Here is a 13,523-nt window from a genome sequence, read left to right on the forward strand (position 1 = left end):
GCTGGGTTCTAGGCTTGGGGCATGACTGAATTACACCCCGGCCGCTCACTCGACCTCACCCCGCGCCATGCCCATCGCGAGGGCGCTCCCCCGCCCGCGCCCGTCCAGCTCGCGCTCGATGAGCTGGGCCCGTCGTTGTTTGACGTCACCTTCGTGGTAGTGGACCTGGAGACGACGGGCGGGCGGCCCGGCCTCAACTCCATCACCGAGTTCGGGGCGGTCAAGGTGCGCGGAGGGGACGTGATCGAGGAGTTCACTTCGCTCGTCAATCCCCGCGTGCCGATCCCGGCCAACATCACGATGCTGACGGGGATCACGAACTCGATGGTGGCCCTCGCCCCTGACTTGGCCGAGGTCATGGCCGGCTTCCTCCGGTTCGTCGGCACCGAGCCGGCCGTGTTCGTGGCCCACAACGCCCGCTTTGACATCTCCCACCTCAAGGGCGCCTGCAGTGAGCTGGGCTACTCGTTCCCCGCCCACCCGGTGATCGACACGGTCAGGCTTGCACGCAAGGTCTTTACCCGCGACGAGACTCCGAACTACAAGCTCGCCACGCTCGCGCGCGTGTGCGGGGCGGAGGTTCAGCCCACCCACCGAGCGCTTGACGACGCGCGGGCGACTGTCGATCTGCTCCACGCCATCCTCTCCCGCCTGGGCGGGATCGGGGTCACGCACCTGGCCGACCTCATGACTGCCACGGACCCGGTGCCGGCCAAGCGCCGCGCCCGGGCCCACCTGGCCGACGGGCTGCCGCGCGGGACGGGCGTGTACCGCTTCATCGGCCCGGGCAGCGAGGTGCTGTACGTGGGCACGTCGGTCAACGTCTACAAGCGGGTACGCCAGTACTTCACCGCGGCAGAACGCCGGGCACGGATGGCCGAGATGGTCGACCTAGCGGTGTCGGTGGAGGCTACTGCCACCGCCACCCAGCTCGAGGCCAGCGTCCTCGAGGTCCGCCTCATCAACGAACTGGACCCGCCCTACAACCGCAGGTCGCGCCGCTCCGCGCAACGTCCGTGGCTGGCGCTTACCTCCGAGCCCTTTCCGCGCCTCAAGGTCACACGCAAGGTGAGATTCGACCAGTTGGGCCAGGCGCTCGGCCCGTTTGGTAGCGCCAAGCAGGCGAGTCGGGCGGTCGAGCTGTTACAGGCGGCAACGGGCCTGCGCGAGTGTACGCCGCGCCTGCCCGCCACCCCCGACGGGCGCCCGGCCTGCCACCTGCATGAGCTCGGCAAGTGCGACGCGCCCTGCCTCACCGGCGCTCCCCAGGAGCAGGCGGTAGCCGCAGTGAGTAGCGCGCTCGCCGGCAACGTGGCGCCCGCGGCCGCGCACGCCCTGGCCAAGATCCGCTCCCTTGCCGCCGAGGCGCGCTACGAGCAGGCAGCCGGCGAACGGGACCGCCTCTACGCTCTGGTCGGCGGGGCGAAGAGCCTCGAGGAGCTACGCAGCCTCGTGGGCAATCCGCGCATCGTGGCCGCGCGCAGGGGCAGGCGCGGCTTCGACGTCGTCGTGATCGACTACGGCATGCTGCGGGCCAGCGCCGCCACCCGGCCGGGCGAAGACCCGGAGGCACTCGGTGCGTGGCTGGACGCGGCCACCGAGCAGCTGCCCGTACCGGAGCTCGCCGCCCACGTCACAGCAGACGAGGTACGCCTGTTGTCCACCTGGCTCATGCACGAGGACGTGCGGCTCATCAAGGTCGCCCGGCCCGAGTTGCTCACGCTCTCGCTCGCGGGCGGCTACGCTGTGGCCCTCCCCCTGCTGCCCCAGTCGCGCGCGGAGGAATAATCCCAGGCCACGGCCCGCTAAACTAGACCTATCGATCGAACGAAAAGGAGCACCCATGATCACAGCCATTGTCATGATCGACGCCGAAGTCGATCAGATCCCCGAGGTTGCCGACGCCGTGGCAGGGGTGTCGTCGGTGCGCCAGGTCTACTCCGTGACGGGGGACGTGGACCTCATCGCGCTCGTCACTGTCCCCCAGCACGAGGACCTGGCCCAGGTCATCCCCGGCAACATCGCCAAGGTGCCGGGAGTCAAAAATGTCAAGACCTACCTGGCCTTCCAGGAGTTTTCCAAGGCTGACCTCGAGGCGGCCTTCGACATCGGGCTCGATTAAACACCGCGAAGTCGGGTGTGGGGGTGACGGCCGCTGCCGTCACCCCCACACCCGTATCCGAACTCTCTGGCCCGGTACTCCTTAGCCCCGCGCGCTCTCGGCACGGGCCAGCTCGGCCCAGCGCGTCAGCAGCTCGGAGGCCTTGCCCGAATCGAGGGCATCCTCGGCGATCGCCAGACCGGCGCGCATGCGCGTGACGAAGTCCCCGTCGCCAGGGCGCACGCCCTCGAGCCGCCCGTCGGCCACAATCGCGCCGGCGGCATTGAGGGCCACGGCGTCACGCACCGCTCCCCGCTCGCCGTCCAACACCCGACGCGCGGCGGCCGCGTTGTAGCGGGCGTCCTCACCCCGCAGATCATCCACCGTGGCGGACGCCAGGCCCAAATCGGCCGTGGCGTCCAGGTCATGATAGGTGACCTCGCCGTCGCGAATCTCCCACACCTCGTTCGGCGCGGCGGTGGAGAGCTCGTCGAGTCCGTTCGTGCCGCGGAAGACAAGAGCGCGCGTGCCGCGCCGGGCAAGCACTCCCGCCACCAGCGGCGCCTGCCGCGCGTTCGACACGCCGATCGCGCCTGCCTCGGGCCGGGCCGGGTTGGTCAGCGGGCCGAGCACGTTGAACGCGGTGGGGAGGGCGAGCTCACGGCGCGCGGTGGCCGCGTGCTTCATCGACGGGTGGAACTTGTTGGCGAAGAGGAAGGTGATGCCGATCTGATCAAAGATTCGCTCCACCGCCTCCACGGGCAGGTCAAGGTTAACCCCGAGTTCCTCCAGGCAGTCGGCCGCGCCTGACTTCGAGGAGGAGGCGCGATTGCCGTGCTTAACCACCTTGACCCCGGCCGCGGCGATGACCAAGGAGGCCGTGGTCGAAATGTTGACCGTGCGGAGCCGATCGCCGCCGGTGCCCACGATGTCGAGCGAATCCGAGGGCAGGCTGACCGGGGTGGCGTGGGACTGCATCGAGTCGGCAAGCCCGAGGATCTCGTCGATCGTCTCGCCCTTCGTGGCGAGCGCCGTGAGGAAGCCGGCCAGCGACACGGGAGAGGTCTCACCGCTCATCACCTTGTCCATCGCCCAGGCCGTCTCTTCGGCCGTCAGGTCCTGGCGGCTAATGACTTTGGCGGTGATCTCCGGCCAGGTCATCATGATTTCAGGGTCTCCCCAAGGACATCGGCGACTGCGGCCGAGAGCGCGCGCGCATCGACCGGGTGGTTGAGGATCGCGTTCGGCGCGGACACGCGCGCCAGCCACTCGTCCTGCGGGCGGCCGATGAGCACGATGTAGGGCATGTCCTCCACCAGCTCGTCGCGTACCATTTTTCCAAAGCCAATTCCGCCAAGCTTGGCCGCCTCGCCATCAAGGATGAGCAGATCGAAGTGGTTTTCCTCCACCAAGAGGTAGGCGCCCTCCCAGGTGGCCGCTTCGGTCCAATTGATGGCGGGACCCTTGCCGACGCGGCGCCCCACGGCCCTCATCACATCGTTACGGGTATCGCGGTTATCCGAATACACCAGCACGTCGACCGAGGTCTTGCCAGCGTCCTGAGTCATTTTTACCTCCACTAACTCGGCTCTGAGCCAATACTACCGATTCGTGCCAGTTTCGTAGAACTCATCCACGATCGCCGATCGGGACGAGTTTCGCTGTGCGCACATATACGGACTTAATACCCACATGGGCCTGTCCTTGCGAGATACTGGAGGGCGTAGACCTCCGCGGCCACGAGGGCCCGCGGGTTCAACGTTGGAGGAAACATGGTGTACACACTGCCCGAACTTGATTACGACTACGCCGCTCTCGAGCCGCACATCTCGGCCAAGATCATGGAGCTGCACCACAGCAAGCACCACCAGGCCTACGTCGACGGCGCCAACAAGGCCCTCGAGAACCTGGCCGCGGCGCGCGAGGCGGGCGATTTTTCCAAGATCAACCAGTTCCAGAAGGACCTGGCCTTCAACCTGGGTGGACACTCTAACCACTCCGTGTTCTGGAAGAACCTCTCCCCGAACGGTGGCGGCGAGCCCGAGGGCGAGCTGGCTGAGGCGATCAACGAGGCCTTCGGTTCGTTCGAGAACTTCAAGAAGCAGTTCACCGCGGTTGCTACCGGCATCCAGGGCTCCGGCTGGGCCGTCCTCGCCTACGACACGATCAGCAAGAGCCTGACCACCTTCCAGCTGTTCGACCAGCAGGCCAACGTCCCGGTGGGCACTTACCCGATCCTCATGCTCGACATGTGGGAGCACGCCTTCTACCTTGACTACCTCAACGTCAAGGCCGATTACGTCAAGGCCGTGTGGAACGTCTTCAACTGGCAGGACGTGGCTGCCCGCTACGCCGACGCGAAGAACGCTACCCTCATCGTCCGCTAAGACGCAATAAGAAAGTGGGGCCCGTGAGGGCCCCACTTTTGTGTCTCGACTAGTTGCCGGCGAGTCTCGATTAGTTGCCGGACGACGCGGCCGGCGCGGCTTCGATCTGCCCGAGGATGTCAATGACGACGGCGTAGGCCGGCGCCGCCGCATCCTCACCGCCCTCGGAGGCCGGGACCTCCACGAGCACACGGGAACCCACCGGGATCCCCGCAAGGGAATCGAAGAAGCTACCCGCGCCGAGTGTCTGCGATTGCGGCCCGTAAGTGCCGTAGGTGACTTCGGAGGCGGAGTTGTCCCAGAAGGACATCGCGTACTGGTCGTAGATCGTGGTGCCTTCGCCACCGACCGGCTCGCCGTTACCACGGGCGATCACGGTCACCACGGGTTCGCCGGTGGGGGCCTCAGCGCCCTCCTTGACCGTAACCGTGACCGGTTCGCCGAGCGCACCCTCGATCTCCACGGGGAGGTCAGCCAGGTCGGCCTGCATCGTGGCGTTCGCATCGCCCGCCTGGTCCACGCCGTATGCGTCGACCAGCTCTATGTAGAACGCGATCGTGTCCGTCTCACCAATGCCCGCCGCCTCGTTGCCACCGCTCGGACCGTAGCCGAGGTCGGAGGGGATGGACAGGATGAGCTTCGAGCCGGCGGTCTGCCCCGCGAGCCCCTGCGTCCAACCCTGGATCACCTTCGACAACGAGAACGCTGCCGGCGCCCCGCGGCTGAAGGAAGAATCAAAGGGCTCCTCCGAGCCCCACACCTGGCCCACGTAGTGGGCCACCACCGTGTCGGTGGCCGCGATCTCGCGGCCCTCGCCCTTCTCCAGCACCTCGACCTTCAAGCCCGCGGGCGCATTCGAGTCGGGGAAGGACAGGATCGGGTTCTCCCCCGAATCGTCGAGCGTGGGCATCTGCGTGCCCGGCGTCTGGTTGGCTGACGTGGTGGTCTCCTCCGGCGCCTGCGGATCGGACTCCGAGCTGCAGGCGGCGGCACCAAAGGCGAGCGCGAGAGCGGTCACACTAGCAAGTACGCGCATTCTTCTCCTCACATAGTTGTTCCCCACCACGTGGCAGGGAACTCTGGTCTCAGTGGAACGACTCTCCGCACGCGCAGGTGCCGTGTGCCTGAGGGTTGTCGATGGTGAAGCCCTGACGCTCGATCGTGTCAGCAAAGTCGATCGTGGCGCCGTCAAGGTAAGGAGCCGACTTGGCGTCCACGAGGACCTCGACCCCGTCGAACTCCGCCACCGCGTCATCGTCGAAGAGACGCTCGTCGAAGTAGAGCTGGTACATGAGGCCGGAGCAGCCGCCCGGCTGAACGGCGATGCGCAGGCGAAGGTCGTCACGGCCCTCCTGCTCGAGCAAGGACTTGACCTTGGCTGCGGCGACCTCGGTGAGGGTAACGCCGTGGGTTGCGACGGTTTCGCTCATGAATACCTCCATAAAATAGTGTTCTGGACACACACTACCGCCTCACGCTGGCAGTCTCTATGTTGGCCACGTCCCATTCAGCTGAGCGTGATCGATTGGGCAGGCCTAATCCCAGCCCCAGGTGGAGGCGATCGTGCGCATCGAGGTGGTGACGAGCTGGGGCAGGCGGGACAGGTCGGCGAGCGTGTCCGCGTCGTCGACGAAGCGTTCGGGGCGCATCTCGTAGGCGCCGTGCAGCCCGAGGCGGGGTAGCTCGCCCTTGCGCATGCCTGCGGCGTCACTGAGCACGACGACGGGCACGCCCTGTTCTTCGCCCGAACGGGCGGCCGCGTGGAGCCCCGAGGGCAGATCCACGCCGATGGTTCCCAGCACGTAGACGATGAGGTCGGTTTCCGGGATGTGCCCGGCCACGAGGTGGTCGCCCACCAACGACGTCGATGCCCCCAGTAGCTGCAGCATGAGGCCTAGTCCCCCTCCCGGGCCCGCGTACCCGGCCCGCGGGTCGATATCGGCGCCCACGAGTGAGCGCCGCGTGCTGGCACCCGCGGCCTGACCCAGCTCGTGGATCCACGCGCCCGCCTCGCGTTCGAAGTCCTGGGCGCGGTAGCCGTCGAAGCCACGGGTGGCCCACGCCCGGGCCATCCCGTTGACCCCGAGCAGCGGCAGGTCGGAGGGGTAGGTGACGGTCAGTGCCATATCCCGCAGGGCCGCGCGCGCCGCCTCGAGGGCCGCCCCCAGCCCGTCATCCCCGAGGGACTCCCCCGCCAGTTCCCCCAGGACCCCGCGGCCGAGGTCGGTGGGGCTCATGAGGTCGGGCAGGTGCACGTGAATGCGCCGGGCGCCGGCATCGCGCAGCGCGAGGAGGTCGGCGCCCAGGAAGGCCGTGGAGCCCTCTGGGCGCCCGTTCCAGGAAAAGGAATCGGCCAGGTCGATCATCGCCCCGCCGTCCCACACCCAGTGCACTCGCCGCTCCGCCCCGGCGCCCACCTCAACCGCCCGGGCGCTCAGGTGGCGCGATTGCACGACGTCGTCGAGCCCCGTGCCCGCGTGGGCTACGGCCGCGCCTTCGGACGTGAGAAGTGCGAGGACGTCGTCGTACGGGCGGACCTCACGCCACGCGGCGCTCGCCCGCTCACACACGGCACGCGGCCCCATCCCGGGGAGGGCGGAGCAGACGAGGGTGACGTGCATCTACTCGCCGAGCCGGGTGAGCAGCAGCGCCTCGGCGGCGATCGCATTACGCCAGTCGCCGATGTGGAGCGACTCGTTGGCCGAGTGGGCGCGCGTGTCCGGGTCCTCGATGCCGGTCACGAGGATCTGAGCCTGCGGGAATTCACGGGCTAGGTCGGCAATGAACGGGATCGAGCCGCCCACGCCGATGTCCACCGGGTCCGTGCCCCAGGCCTCGCCAAGCGCCCACTCCATGAGCTGGGAGGCCTCGCTCTGGCCGGAGGCTTGGAAGGCCGGGCCGCGCTCGTTGATTACGCAGTCCACGTGCGCGCCGAAGGGCGCGTGGGCCTTGAGGTGATCGATGAGTTTCTCGGCCGCCTCGCCCGAATCCTGGCCGGGGGCCACGCGCAGGGAGAGCACGAAGGTGGTGGACGGGGAGATCGTGTTGGAGGTGAGGCGGACGGGGGTGACGTCCATGGCGGTGACGGCGATCGCGGGCTTAGTCCACAATCTCGAGGTGATCGAACCCGAGCCGGCCAGGCGCACGCCCTCCAGTAGGCCCGCATCTGAGCGGAACTCCTCCTCGGGGTAGTCGACCGGCGTGTCGTCGGTGGCGAGCAGGCCCTCGACTGCAACGTCGCCCGCGTCGTTGTGGAGCGTGGCGATCAGGCGCGAGGCGAGGGTGACCGAGTCGAGGACCGGGCCGCCGTACATGCCCGAGTGCAGCGCGTGGTCGAGCGCGGTGACCGTGACCGACACCTGGGTGACGCCACGCAACGAGGTGGTGAGCGACGGCGTGCCCACCTTCCAATTGTTCGAGTCGGCCACCACGATGACGTCGGCGTCGAGCTCGGCCTTGTAGGCGTGCAGGAAGTCGACGAACGTGGGCGAGCCGACCTCCTCCTCGCCCTCGATGAAAAGGGTGATGCCCACGCCCGGGCGCGCTGCGGCGACAGCGGCGAGGTGGGCGACGACGCCGGCCTTGTCATCCGCGGTGCCGCGGCCGTATAGGCGCCCGTCGCGCTCGGTGGCCACGAACGGGTCAGTGTCCCACAGGGCCAGGTCGCCCACGGGCTGGACGTCGTGGTGAGCGTAGAGGACCACGGTGGGCTTGCCCGGTTCGCCCGCGCGCGTAGCGAGGACGGCGGGGCGGCCCGTTCCGGCCTCGCCCTCGACCTGGATGACCCGCGTGTCAAAGCCGAGGCCGCGGGCCTTGTTCGCGATCCACTGCGCGGATTCGGCAAGGGTGGACTGGTCGAAGGAATCGGCGGAGATTGACGGGATGGCGACCAGCTCAGACAGCGCGGCCAGGGAGTCGTTCATTGATTCGTCTACTGAAGAAACTACGTCGTGGTACATACCCACCACTTTAGCGCACACCGTGGCGGGCATAACCGCCGCGGTTTCCAGAAATGTCGGGCCGTGCCGTTAGACTGAACACCAACAGCTCAAAGATAAGGATGGCCGTGTTCGGATCAAAGAAGACGTCGGATTTGGAAGACTCCTCGCTCTCCACTCCTGTGGAGCCACAGCGCAAGGGCTACACCGCTGCCAAGGGCGCGCCCACGCCTCGGCGTAAGGACGTCGAAGCGCGCAACCGCCGCCCCCTTGTTGCCGACACCAAGTCCCTGTCCAAGGCCGAAAAGCGCCAACGCAAGGCCGAAGAGCGCGCCCGCTCGAATGAACTGTACGAAAAGCAGCAGCAGGCCATGCGCACGGGCGACGAGCGCAACATGCCCGCCCAGCACCGCGGCCCCATCCGCTCCTTCGGGCGCGATTACATCGACGCCGCCGCACCCATCTCTGCATTCTTCATGCCAGCCGCGCTACTCCTGCTCCCCCTCATCCTCTTCCAGGGCCGCTTCCCGCAGATCGTAATCCCCGTAGTGTGGGGCATGTACGTGGTCTTCCTCATCATGCTACTGCACGCCATGTGGGTCAGCCGCCGGGCGAAGCAGGCGGCCATGCACAAGTTTGGCGAGGTCCCCTCGGGCTTCTACCTCCAGATGCTCGGCCGGTGCTTCTACCTGCGCCGCTGGCGCCTGCCCGCCCCGCAGGTGTCACGGGGCGAATACCCGGCGGGCGGCACGCGCGCAGAGATGAAGGAAGCCCGCGGCGCAAAGTCGAAGTAGGCCCTACTTTTCCATCTGGCGCGCGGCCATCGCCGCGGGCCTTGACCACATGAGCCACGCGAAGGCCGCAATCGCTCCGAGGGTCGGCAGGTAGAAGTAGGTGCGCCCCGCCTCGAACCACGGGTTGGAGTAGTGGAAGTCCACCACCAGTCCGGCGAGCGGGGCAAACACGTTAATCCCCCACGCCCCGAAGGCCAGGTAGCGCATGCGCCGGCCGTTGTGCTTGGCGCCGGCGAATCCGAGCACCCAGCACAGGGCGGCGAGGATGGAGGTGACCGCCAGCCCGTAGTGCCCGCCCACCATCGAGTTCGTGGCCGCCACCACGGCCCGCCACAGGAAGATCACGGCCCCAACCCCGAGGGCATAAATGAGGACGGAGGGCCACCCGTGGGCGCGGGTGCGGGTGTCTGTCAGTTCTTGGCTCACGGGCCTCTCCTCAACTCGGTTCGCCTCAGTTTACCCCGCCGCCATCCAAGCCGCGGAGGCCGGGAAAGAAATCTCTGGCTATCGCGACATATACTGGGGCAATGACCAATATTATCTGTCACGAATTCACCCAGGACCTTTCTCGCCACCTCGCGATCCTCGCGTCGAAGGATGGCGAGTCCTACACCCTCGACACGCTCGTTGAGGACGCGGAGTTCACTGGCGGCGTTGTTGCCGCGCTGACCACGCTTCAGCCCGGCGAGGGGGTTGCCCGGCTAGTGAACCCGGCCGATACGAGCAAGCTGGTGTTCGTCGTCGTGAACGGCGATTCTACCCGCGACAAGTTTGGCGAGCTCGCGCGCGCTGCCGTCGGGGTCGATGAGCTGTACGTCGCCTCCCCCGTCGCCGAGGTGGCCGAGGCTGTTGAGGGCGCGCTGCTCGGCGCCTACGTCTTCGACGAGTACAAGGAGCCGAAGAAGGCACCGCTCGGCGCGCTCGTGCTGCCAGAGGCCGATGACGACGCCGTGGCGCGCGGCGAGATCCTGGCCGAGGCGGGCAACCGTATCCGCGACCTTGTCAACCTCGCCCCCAACGATCTCTACCCCGAGGTGCTCGCCCAGATCGCCGAGGACGAGGCGAGCGCGGCCGGCTGCACCGTCACCGTGTACCGGGAGAAGGCGCTGGAGGAGATCAACGCCGCCGGCATCATCCACGTGGGCCGTGGTTCGAAGCGCCACCCGCGCCTGGTGCGCATCGAGTGGGCCCCGGAGGGCGCGCCGGAGGGCACGATCGCGCTGGTGGGCAAGGGCATCACGTTCGACACGGGCGGCTACTCGCTCAAGCCGTCGAATGCCATGACCGAGATGAAGACCGACATGGGCGGCGCCGCCACCGTGCTCGAGGTGCTCGTGGCCGCCGCGCGGCTGGGCGTCAAGCGCCGCATCGTGGGCTGGATGTGCATCGCGGAGAACATGGTCTCCGGTATCTCCGGCCACCCCGACGACGTCATTACCTACCGCAACGGCACCTCGGTAGAGATCAACAACACCGACGCCGAGGGCCGCCTGGTCCTCGCCGACGGCCTGCTCATGGCCAGCGCCGAGGGCAGCGAGACCATCATTGATATCGCCACCCTGACGGGCGCCCAGATGGTGGCGCTCGGCGAGCGCACCACCGGCATCATGGGCACCGACTACGCCAAGACCCTCACCGACCTGGCGGGCGAGGTGGGCGAGGACGCCTGGCACATGCCGCTGCCCGCTCACCTGCGAGAGAGCCTCGACTCGGACGTTGCCGACATGAAGAACTCCGGCTCGCGCTACGGCGGCATGCTGGTGGCCGGCCTGTTCCTCAAGGAGTTCGTGGACGCGCCGAACTGGGCGCACGTGGACATCGCCGGCCCGTCGTTCAACCGCGGCAAGCCCTACGGGGTGATGCCGAAGGGTGCCACCGGCGCCATGCTGCGCACCCTGCTCGCCGCCGTGGAGAACTAGCGGCCCCGGTTCTTCGCCGACCACTCGCGCATCTCGCGCGGGTAACCGGTGCGGGCCACCTCATACAGCTCAATCCCCAGATCGCGGGCGACCTCAGCGGCGTCGGCGATGCTGGGGATTTTGCGTCGGGTCCATTCCCCGTCGCTCGCCACGAGCACGATCGAGCTCGGGTCACGCGAGGTGGCGGCCTCGAAGTAGGCGGCGACCCCCTGGCGGGTGGCCACGAACTCGGTCAGGTGTTCGACCGTTACCTTCTTGGCGCGGCGCTGGGAAAGCGGCCCCTTCTTTTTCGAAAACAACATTCCCCCAGCCTACCGCGCGCCCTGTTGGAGTCACGCGATTGTCCCCGCCGAGGAAGAAATGTCGGCCGCAAAGTGGAATAATTATAGGGAACGGGTCTGGACCCACCGGGCCATGGCGATCTCGAGGGAGAGGTAAGTGACTGAAAAGGAATACGATGTAGTGATTCTTGGCGCGGGTTCCGGAGGCTACGCATGCGCTCTGCGATCCGCCCAGCTCGGTATGAAGGTGGCGCTCATTGAGGGCGACAAGGTTGGTGGAACCTGCCTTCATCGCGGCTGTATCCCCACCAAGGCTCTCCTACACGCTGCCGAGGTTGCAGACGAAATGCGCGAAGGCCCCTCCATTGGCGTTAAGGGCACCTTCGAAGGCATCGACATGGGGGCGCTCAACACGTACAAGAATGGCGTGGTTGAGAAGATGTTCAAGGGCCTGACCGGCCTTGTGAACGCCGCGGGTATTGACACGATCGCCGGCTGGGGTCGCCTGGTTGCGAAGGACACGGTTGAGGTCAACGGTGAGCGCATCAAGGGCAAGAACATCGTGCTCGCCACGGGTTCATACTCGAAGACGATCGGCCAGACCATCACCGACCGCGTCATCACCTCCGACAAGGCGCTGACCATGGATGTTGTGCCGTCGTCGGTCATCGTGCTTGGCGGTGGCGTGATTGGCTGCGAGTTCGCCTCGGTGTGGAACTCCTACGGCGCCGACGTGACGATCATCGAGGGCCTCGATCATCTCGTGCCGAACGAGGACGAGGACGTGTCGAAGATGCTCGAGCGCTCCTTCCGCAAGCGCAAGATCGCTTTCAAGACCAAGACCATGTTCGACCGGGTTGAGGAGGACGAGAGCGGCGTTCACGTCTTCACCCAGGACGGCAAGCAGTACGACGCCGAATACCTGCTGATCGCCATCGGCCGCGGCCCCTCCACCGCCAACCTCGGCTACGAGGAGCAGGGCATCACCATCGATCGCGGCTTCGTCATCACGAACGAGCGCCTGCACACCGGGGTTGGCAACATCTACGCCGTTGGCGACATCGTCCCCGGCGTTCAGCTCGCCCACCGCGGCTTCCTCCAGGGCCTGTTCGTGGCCGACGAGATCGCCGGCAACAACCCCGCCGTCGTTAATGAGGACAACATCCCGAAGGTCACCTTCTCCAACCCTGAGATCGCCTCCGTGGGCCTGTCGCAGAAGAAGGCCGAGGAGAAGTTCGGCAAGGACAACGTGGAGACCTCCACCTTCAACCTCGCAGGTAACGGCAAGTCCCAGATGCTTGGCACCACCGGTTTCGTTAAGCTGGTCCGTGAAAAGGACGGCCCGATCGTGGGCTTCCATTCGATCGGCGCCCGCATGGGTGAGCAGGTGGGCGAAGGCATGCTGATGGTCGCGTGGGAATCCTACCCGGAAGACTTCGACGGCCTGATCCACGCTCACCCCACTCAGAACGAGTCGGTGGGCGAGGCCATCCTGGCCCTCGCCGGCAAGCCGCTTCACACCCACAACTGACCTAGGAGCAAGACATGTCTGAACCCATTAAGATGCCCGCACTGGGCGAATCCATCGATGAGGGAACGGTCACGACGTGGCTGAAGAACGTTGGCGACACGGTCGAGGCCGACGAGCCCATCGTCGAGGTCTCCACCGACAAGGTTGACACCGAGGTTCCGGCCCCGGCAGCCGGCGTCCTCGAGTCGATCGAGGTCGGAGAAGATGAGACGGTCTCGGTTGGCACCGTGCTCGGCTACATCGGCGACGGCTCCGGCGCCGCTGCTCCGGCCGAGACCCCGGCTAAGGAGCCCGCTGCAGAGCCCGAGGCTCCGGCCCCGGCTCCCGAGGAGCCTGCTGCCCCGGCGGCGTCGGACTCGGGCGTTGAGGTGAAGATGCCCGCGCTCGGCGAATCCGTTGACGAGGGCACCGTCACCACCTGGCTTAAGCAGGTAGGCGACGAGGTGGAGGAAGACGAGCCGATCGTCGAGGTCTCCACCGACAAGGTCGACACCGAAGTCCCGGCCCCGGCGTCGGGCATCCTCACGCAGATCAAGGTCTCCGAAGATGAGACGGTCTCGGTTGGCACCGTG

Annotated in this window: 15 protein-coding genes; 7 read left to right on the forward strand and 8 right to left on the reverse strand. The window is 66.9% G+C overall.

Annotated features, from left to right (window positions below; translation table 11 throughout):
- Positions 1–21: 21 nt before the first annotated feature.
- Together HMPREF3174_RS01660 and HMPREF3174_RS01665 are read left to right on the forward strand one after the other, a co-directional pair.
- Positions 22–1,788, forward strand: a complete 1,767-nt coding sequence (locus HMPREF3174_RS01660; protein ID WP_070447534.1) for a DEDD exonuclease domain-containing protein — start codon at positions 22–24, stop codon at positions 1,786–1,788.
- 55 nt (positions 1,789–1,843) lie between these two features.
- The gene (locus tag HMPREF3174_RS01665; protein ID WP_062612309.1) at positions 1,844–2,122 is read left to right on the forward strand and encodes an Lrp/AsnC family transcriptional regulator; all 279 of its coding nucleotides are present in this window, start codon (positions 1,844–1,846) and stop codon (positions 2,120–2,122) included.
- A gap of 81 nt (positions 2,123–2,203) precedes the next feature.
- Here the strand turns inward: HMPREF3174_RS01665 and trpD are convergent, their stop codons facing one another.
- Both trpD and HMPREF3174_RS01675 read right to left on the reverse strand, forming a co-directional pair.
- A complete protein-coding gene (gene trpD / locus HMPREF3174_RS01670; RefSeq protein ID WP_101923443.1) occupies positions 2,204–3,265 on the reverse strand; it encodes an anthranilate phosphoribosyltransferase in 1,062 nt (353 codons plus the stop codon).
- Entirely contained in the window at positions 3,262–3,669 is a 408-nt protein-coding gene (locus HMPREF3174_RS01675; protein ID WP_070445059.1) for a response regulator transcription factor, read from the reverse strand. The genes trpD and HMPREF3174_RS01675 overlap by 4 nt, the downstream gene beginning before the upstream one ends.
- A 204-nt stretch (positions 3,670–3,873) precedes the next feature.
- Here HMPREF3174_RS01675 and HMPREF3174_RS01680 point away from each other — a divergent pair, with 204 nt between their 5' ends.
- Positions 3,874–4,488 carry a superoxide dismutase gene (locus tag HMPREF3174_RS01680; RefSeq protein WP_062612303.1) on the forward strand — a complete coding sequence of 205 codons (615 nt, stop codon included), beginning with the start codon at positions 3,874–3,876 and terminating at the stop codon, positions 4,486–4,488.
- A 70-nt stretch (positions 4,489–4,558) separates the two neighbouring features.
- On the opposite strand, the gene HMPREF3174_RS01685 is transcribed toward HMPREF3174_RS01680, so the two are convergent.
- The 4 genes from HMPREF3174_RS01685 to HMPREF3174_RS01700 form a co-directional block, all read right to left on the reverse strand.
- Entirely contained in the window at positions 4,559–5,524 is a 966-nt protein-coding gene (locus HMPREF3174_RS01685; RefSeq protein ID WP_083281020.1) for an FKBP-type peptidyl-prolyl cis-trans isomerase, read from the reverse strand.
- Positions 5,525–5,573: 49 nt separating this feature from the next.
- Entirely contained in the window at positions 5,574–5,918 is a 345-nt protein-coding gene (locus tag HMPREF3174_RS01690; protein ID WP_062612299.1) for a HesB/IscA family protein, read from the reverse strand.
- 105 nt (positions 5,919–6,023) lie between these two features.
- Entirely contained in the window at positions 6,024–7,109 is a 1,086-nt protein-coding gene (locus HMPREF3174_RS09345) for a hypothetical protein (protein ID WP_062612298.1), read from the reverse strand.
- The gene (locus HMPREF3174_RS01700; protein WP_062612296.1) at positions 7,110–8,447 is read right to left on the reverse strand and encodes a dipeptidase; all 1,338 of its coding nucleotides are present in this window, start codon (positions 8,445–8,447) and stop codon (positions 7,110–7,112) included. It abuts the gene before it with no gap.
- A gap of 101 nt (positions 8,448–8,548) precedes the next feature.
- Here HMPREF3174_RS01700 and HMPREF3174_RS01705 point away from each other — a divergent pair, with 101 nt between their 5' ends.
- Positions 8,549–9,220 (forward strand): DUF3043 domain-containing protein, encoded by a 672-nt coding sequence (locus tag HMPREF3174_RS01705; protein ID WP_062612294.1) that lies wholly within the window; start codon positions 8,549–8,551, stop codon positions 9,218–9,220.
- A gap of 3 nt (positions 9,221–9,223) precedes the next feature.
- Here the strand turns inward: HMPREF3174_RS01705 and HMPREF3174_RS01710 are convergent, their stop codons facing one another.
- Complete coding sequence (locus HMPREF3174_RS01710; protein ID WP_062612292.1) at positions 9,224–9,646, reverse strand: hypothetical protein; 423 nt, start codon at positions 9,644–9,646, stop codon at positions 9,224–9,226.
- Positions 9,647–9,747: 101 nt separating this feature from the next.
- Between HMPREF3174_RS01710 and HMPREF3174_RS01715 the strand changes: the two genes are divergently transcribed.
- Positions 9,748–11,139 carry a leucyl aminopeptidase gene (locus HMPREF3174_RS01715; RefSeq protein ID WP_070447540.1) on the forward strand — a complete coding sequence of 464 codons (1,392 nt, stop codon included), beginning with the start codon at positions 9,748–9,750 and terminating at the stop codon, positions 11,137–11,139.
- Here HMPREF3174_RS01715 and HMPREF3174_RS01720 read toward each other — a convergent pair.
- Positions 11,136–11,441, reverse strand: coding sequence for a hypothetical protein (locus tag HMPREF3174_RS01720; protein WP_062612289.1), 306 nt, complete (start codon positions 11,439–11,441; stop codon positions 11,136–11,138). The two genes, HMPREF3174_RS01715 and HMPREF3174_RS01720, sit on opposite strands and share 4 nt — an antisense overlap.
- A gap of 136 nt (positions 11,442–11,577) precedes the next feature.
- On the opposite strand from HMPREF3174_RS01720, the gene lpdA reads away from it, so the two are divergent.
- A complete protein-coding gene (lpdA, locus tag HMPREF3174_RS01725) occupies positions 11,578–12,951 on the forward strand; it encodes a dihydrolipoyl dehydrogenase (RefSeq protein WP_062612287.1) in 1,374 nt (457 codons plus the stop codon).
- Between the two features lie 14 nt (positions 12,952–12,965).
- Positions 12,966–13,523: biotin/lipoyl-containing protein (locus HMPREF3174_RS09510; protein WP_305798430.1), on the forward strand; the 558-nt coding region annotated here is incomplete at its 3' end.

It is taken from the genome of Trueperella sp. HMSC08H06, from assembly GCF_001808465.1.
Taxonomy (GTDB): domain Bacteria; phylum Actinomycetota; class Actinomycetes; order Actinomycetales; family Actinomycetaceae; genus Trueperella; species Trueperella bernardiae.

Excerpts from the sequence above, each read along its gene's own strand:
- HMPREF3174_RS01660 (WP_070447534.1), top strand. The coding sequence starts at position 22 with ATGACTGAATTACACCCCGGCCGCTCACTCGACCTCACCCCGCGCCAT.
- HMPREF3174_RS01665 (WP_062612309.1), top strand. The coding sequence starts at position 1,844 with ATGATCACAGCCATTGTCATGATCGACGCCGAAGTCGATCAGATCCCC.
- trpD (WP_101923443.1), bottom strand. The coding sequence starts at position 3,265 with ATGATGACCTGGCCGGAGATCACCGCCAAAGTCATTAGCCGCCAGGAC.
- HMPREF3174_RS01675 (WP_070445059.1), bottom strand. The coding sequence starts at position 3,669 with ATGACTCAGGACGCTGGCAAGACCTCGGTCGACGTGCTGGTGTATTCG.
- HMPREF3174_RS01680 (WP_062612303.1), top strand. The coding sequence starts at position 3,874 with ATGGTGTACACACTGCCCGAACTTGATTACGACTACGCCGCTCTCGAG.
- HMPREF3174_RS01685 (WP_083281020.1), bottom strand. The coding sequence starts at position 5,524 with ATGCGCGTACTTGCTAGTGTGACCGCTCTCGCGCTCGCCTTTGGTGCC.
- HMPREF3174_RS01690 (WP_062612299.1), bottom strand. The coding sequence starts at position 5,918 with ATGAGCGAAACCGTCGCAACCCACGGCGTTACCCTCACCGAGGTCGCC.
- HMPREF3174_RS09345 (WP_062612298.1), bottom strand. The coding sequence starts at position 7,109 with ATGCACGTCACCCTCGTCTGCTCCGCCCTCCCCGGGATGGGGCCGCGT.
- HMPREF3174_RS01700 (WP_062612296.1), bottom strand. The coding sequence starts at position 8,447 with ATGTACCACGACGTAGTTTCTTCAGTAGACGAATCAATGAACGACTCC.
- HMPREF3174_RS01705 (WP_062612294.1), top strand. The coding sequence starts at position 8,549 with ATGGCCGTGTTCGGATCAAAGAAGACGTCGGATTTGGAAGACTCCTCG.
- HMPREF3174_RS01715 (WP_070447540.1), top strand. The coding sequence starts at position 9,748 with ATGACCAATATTATCTGTCACGAATTCACCCAGGACCTTTCTCGCCAC.
- HMPREF3174_RS01720 (WP_062612289.1), bottom strand. The coding sequence starts at position 11,441 with ATGTTGTTTTCGAAAAAGAAGGGGCCGCTTTCCCAGCGCCGCGCCAAG.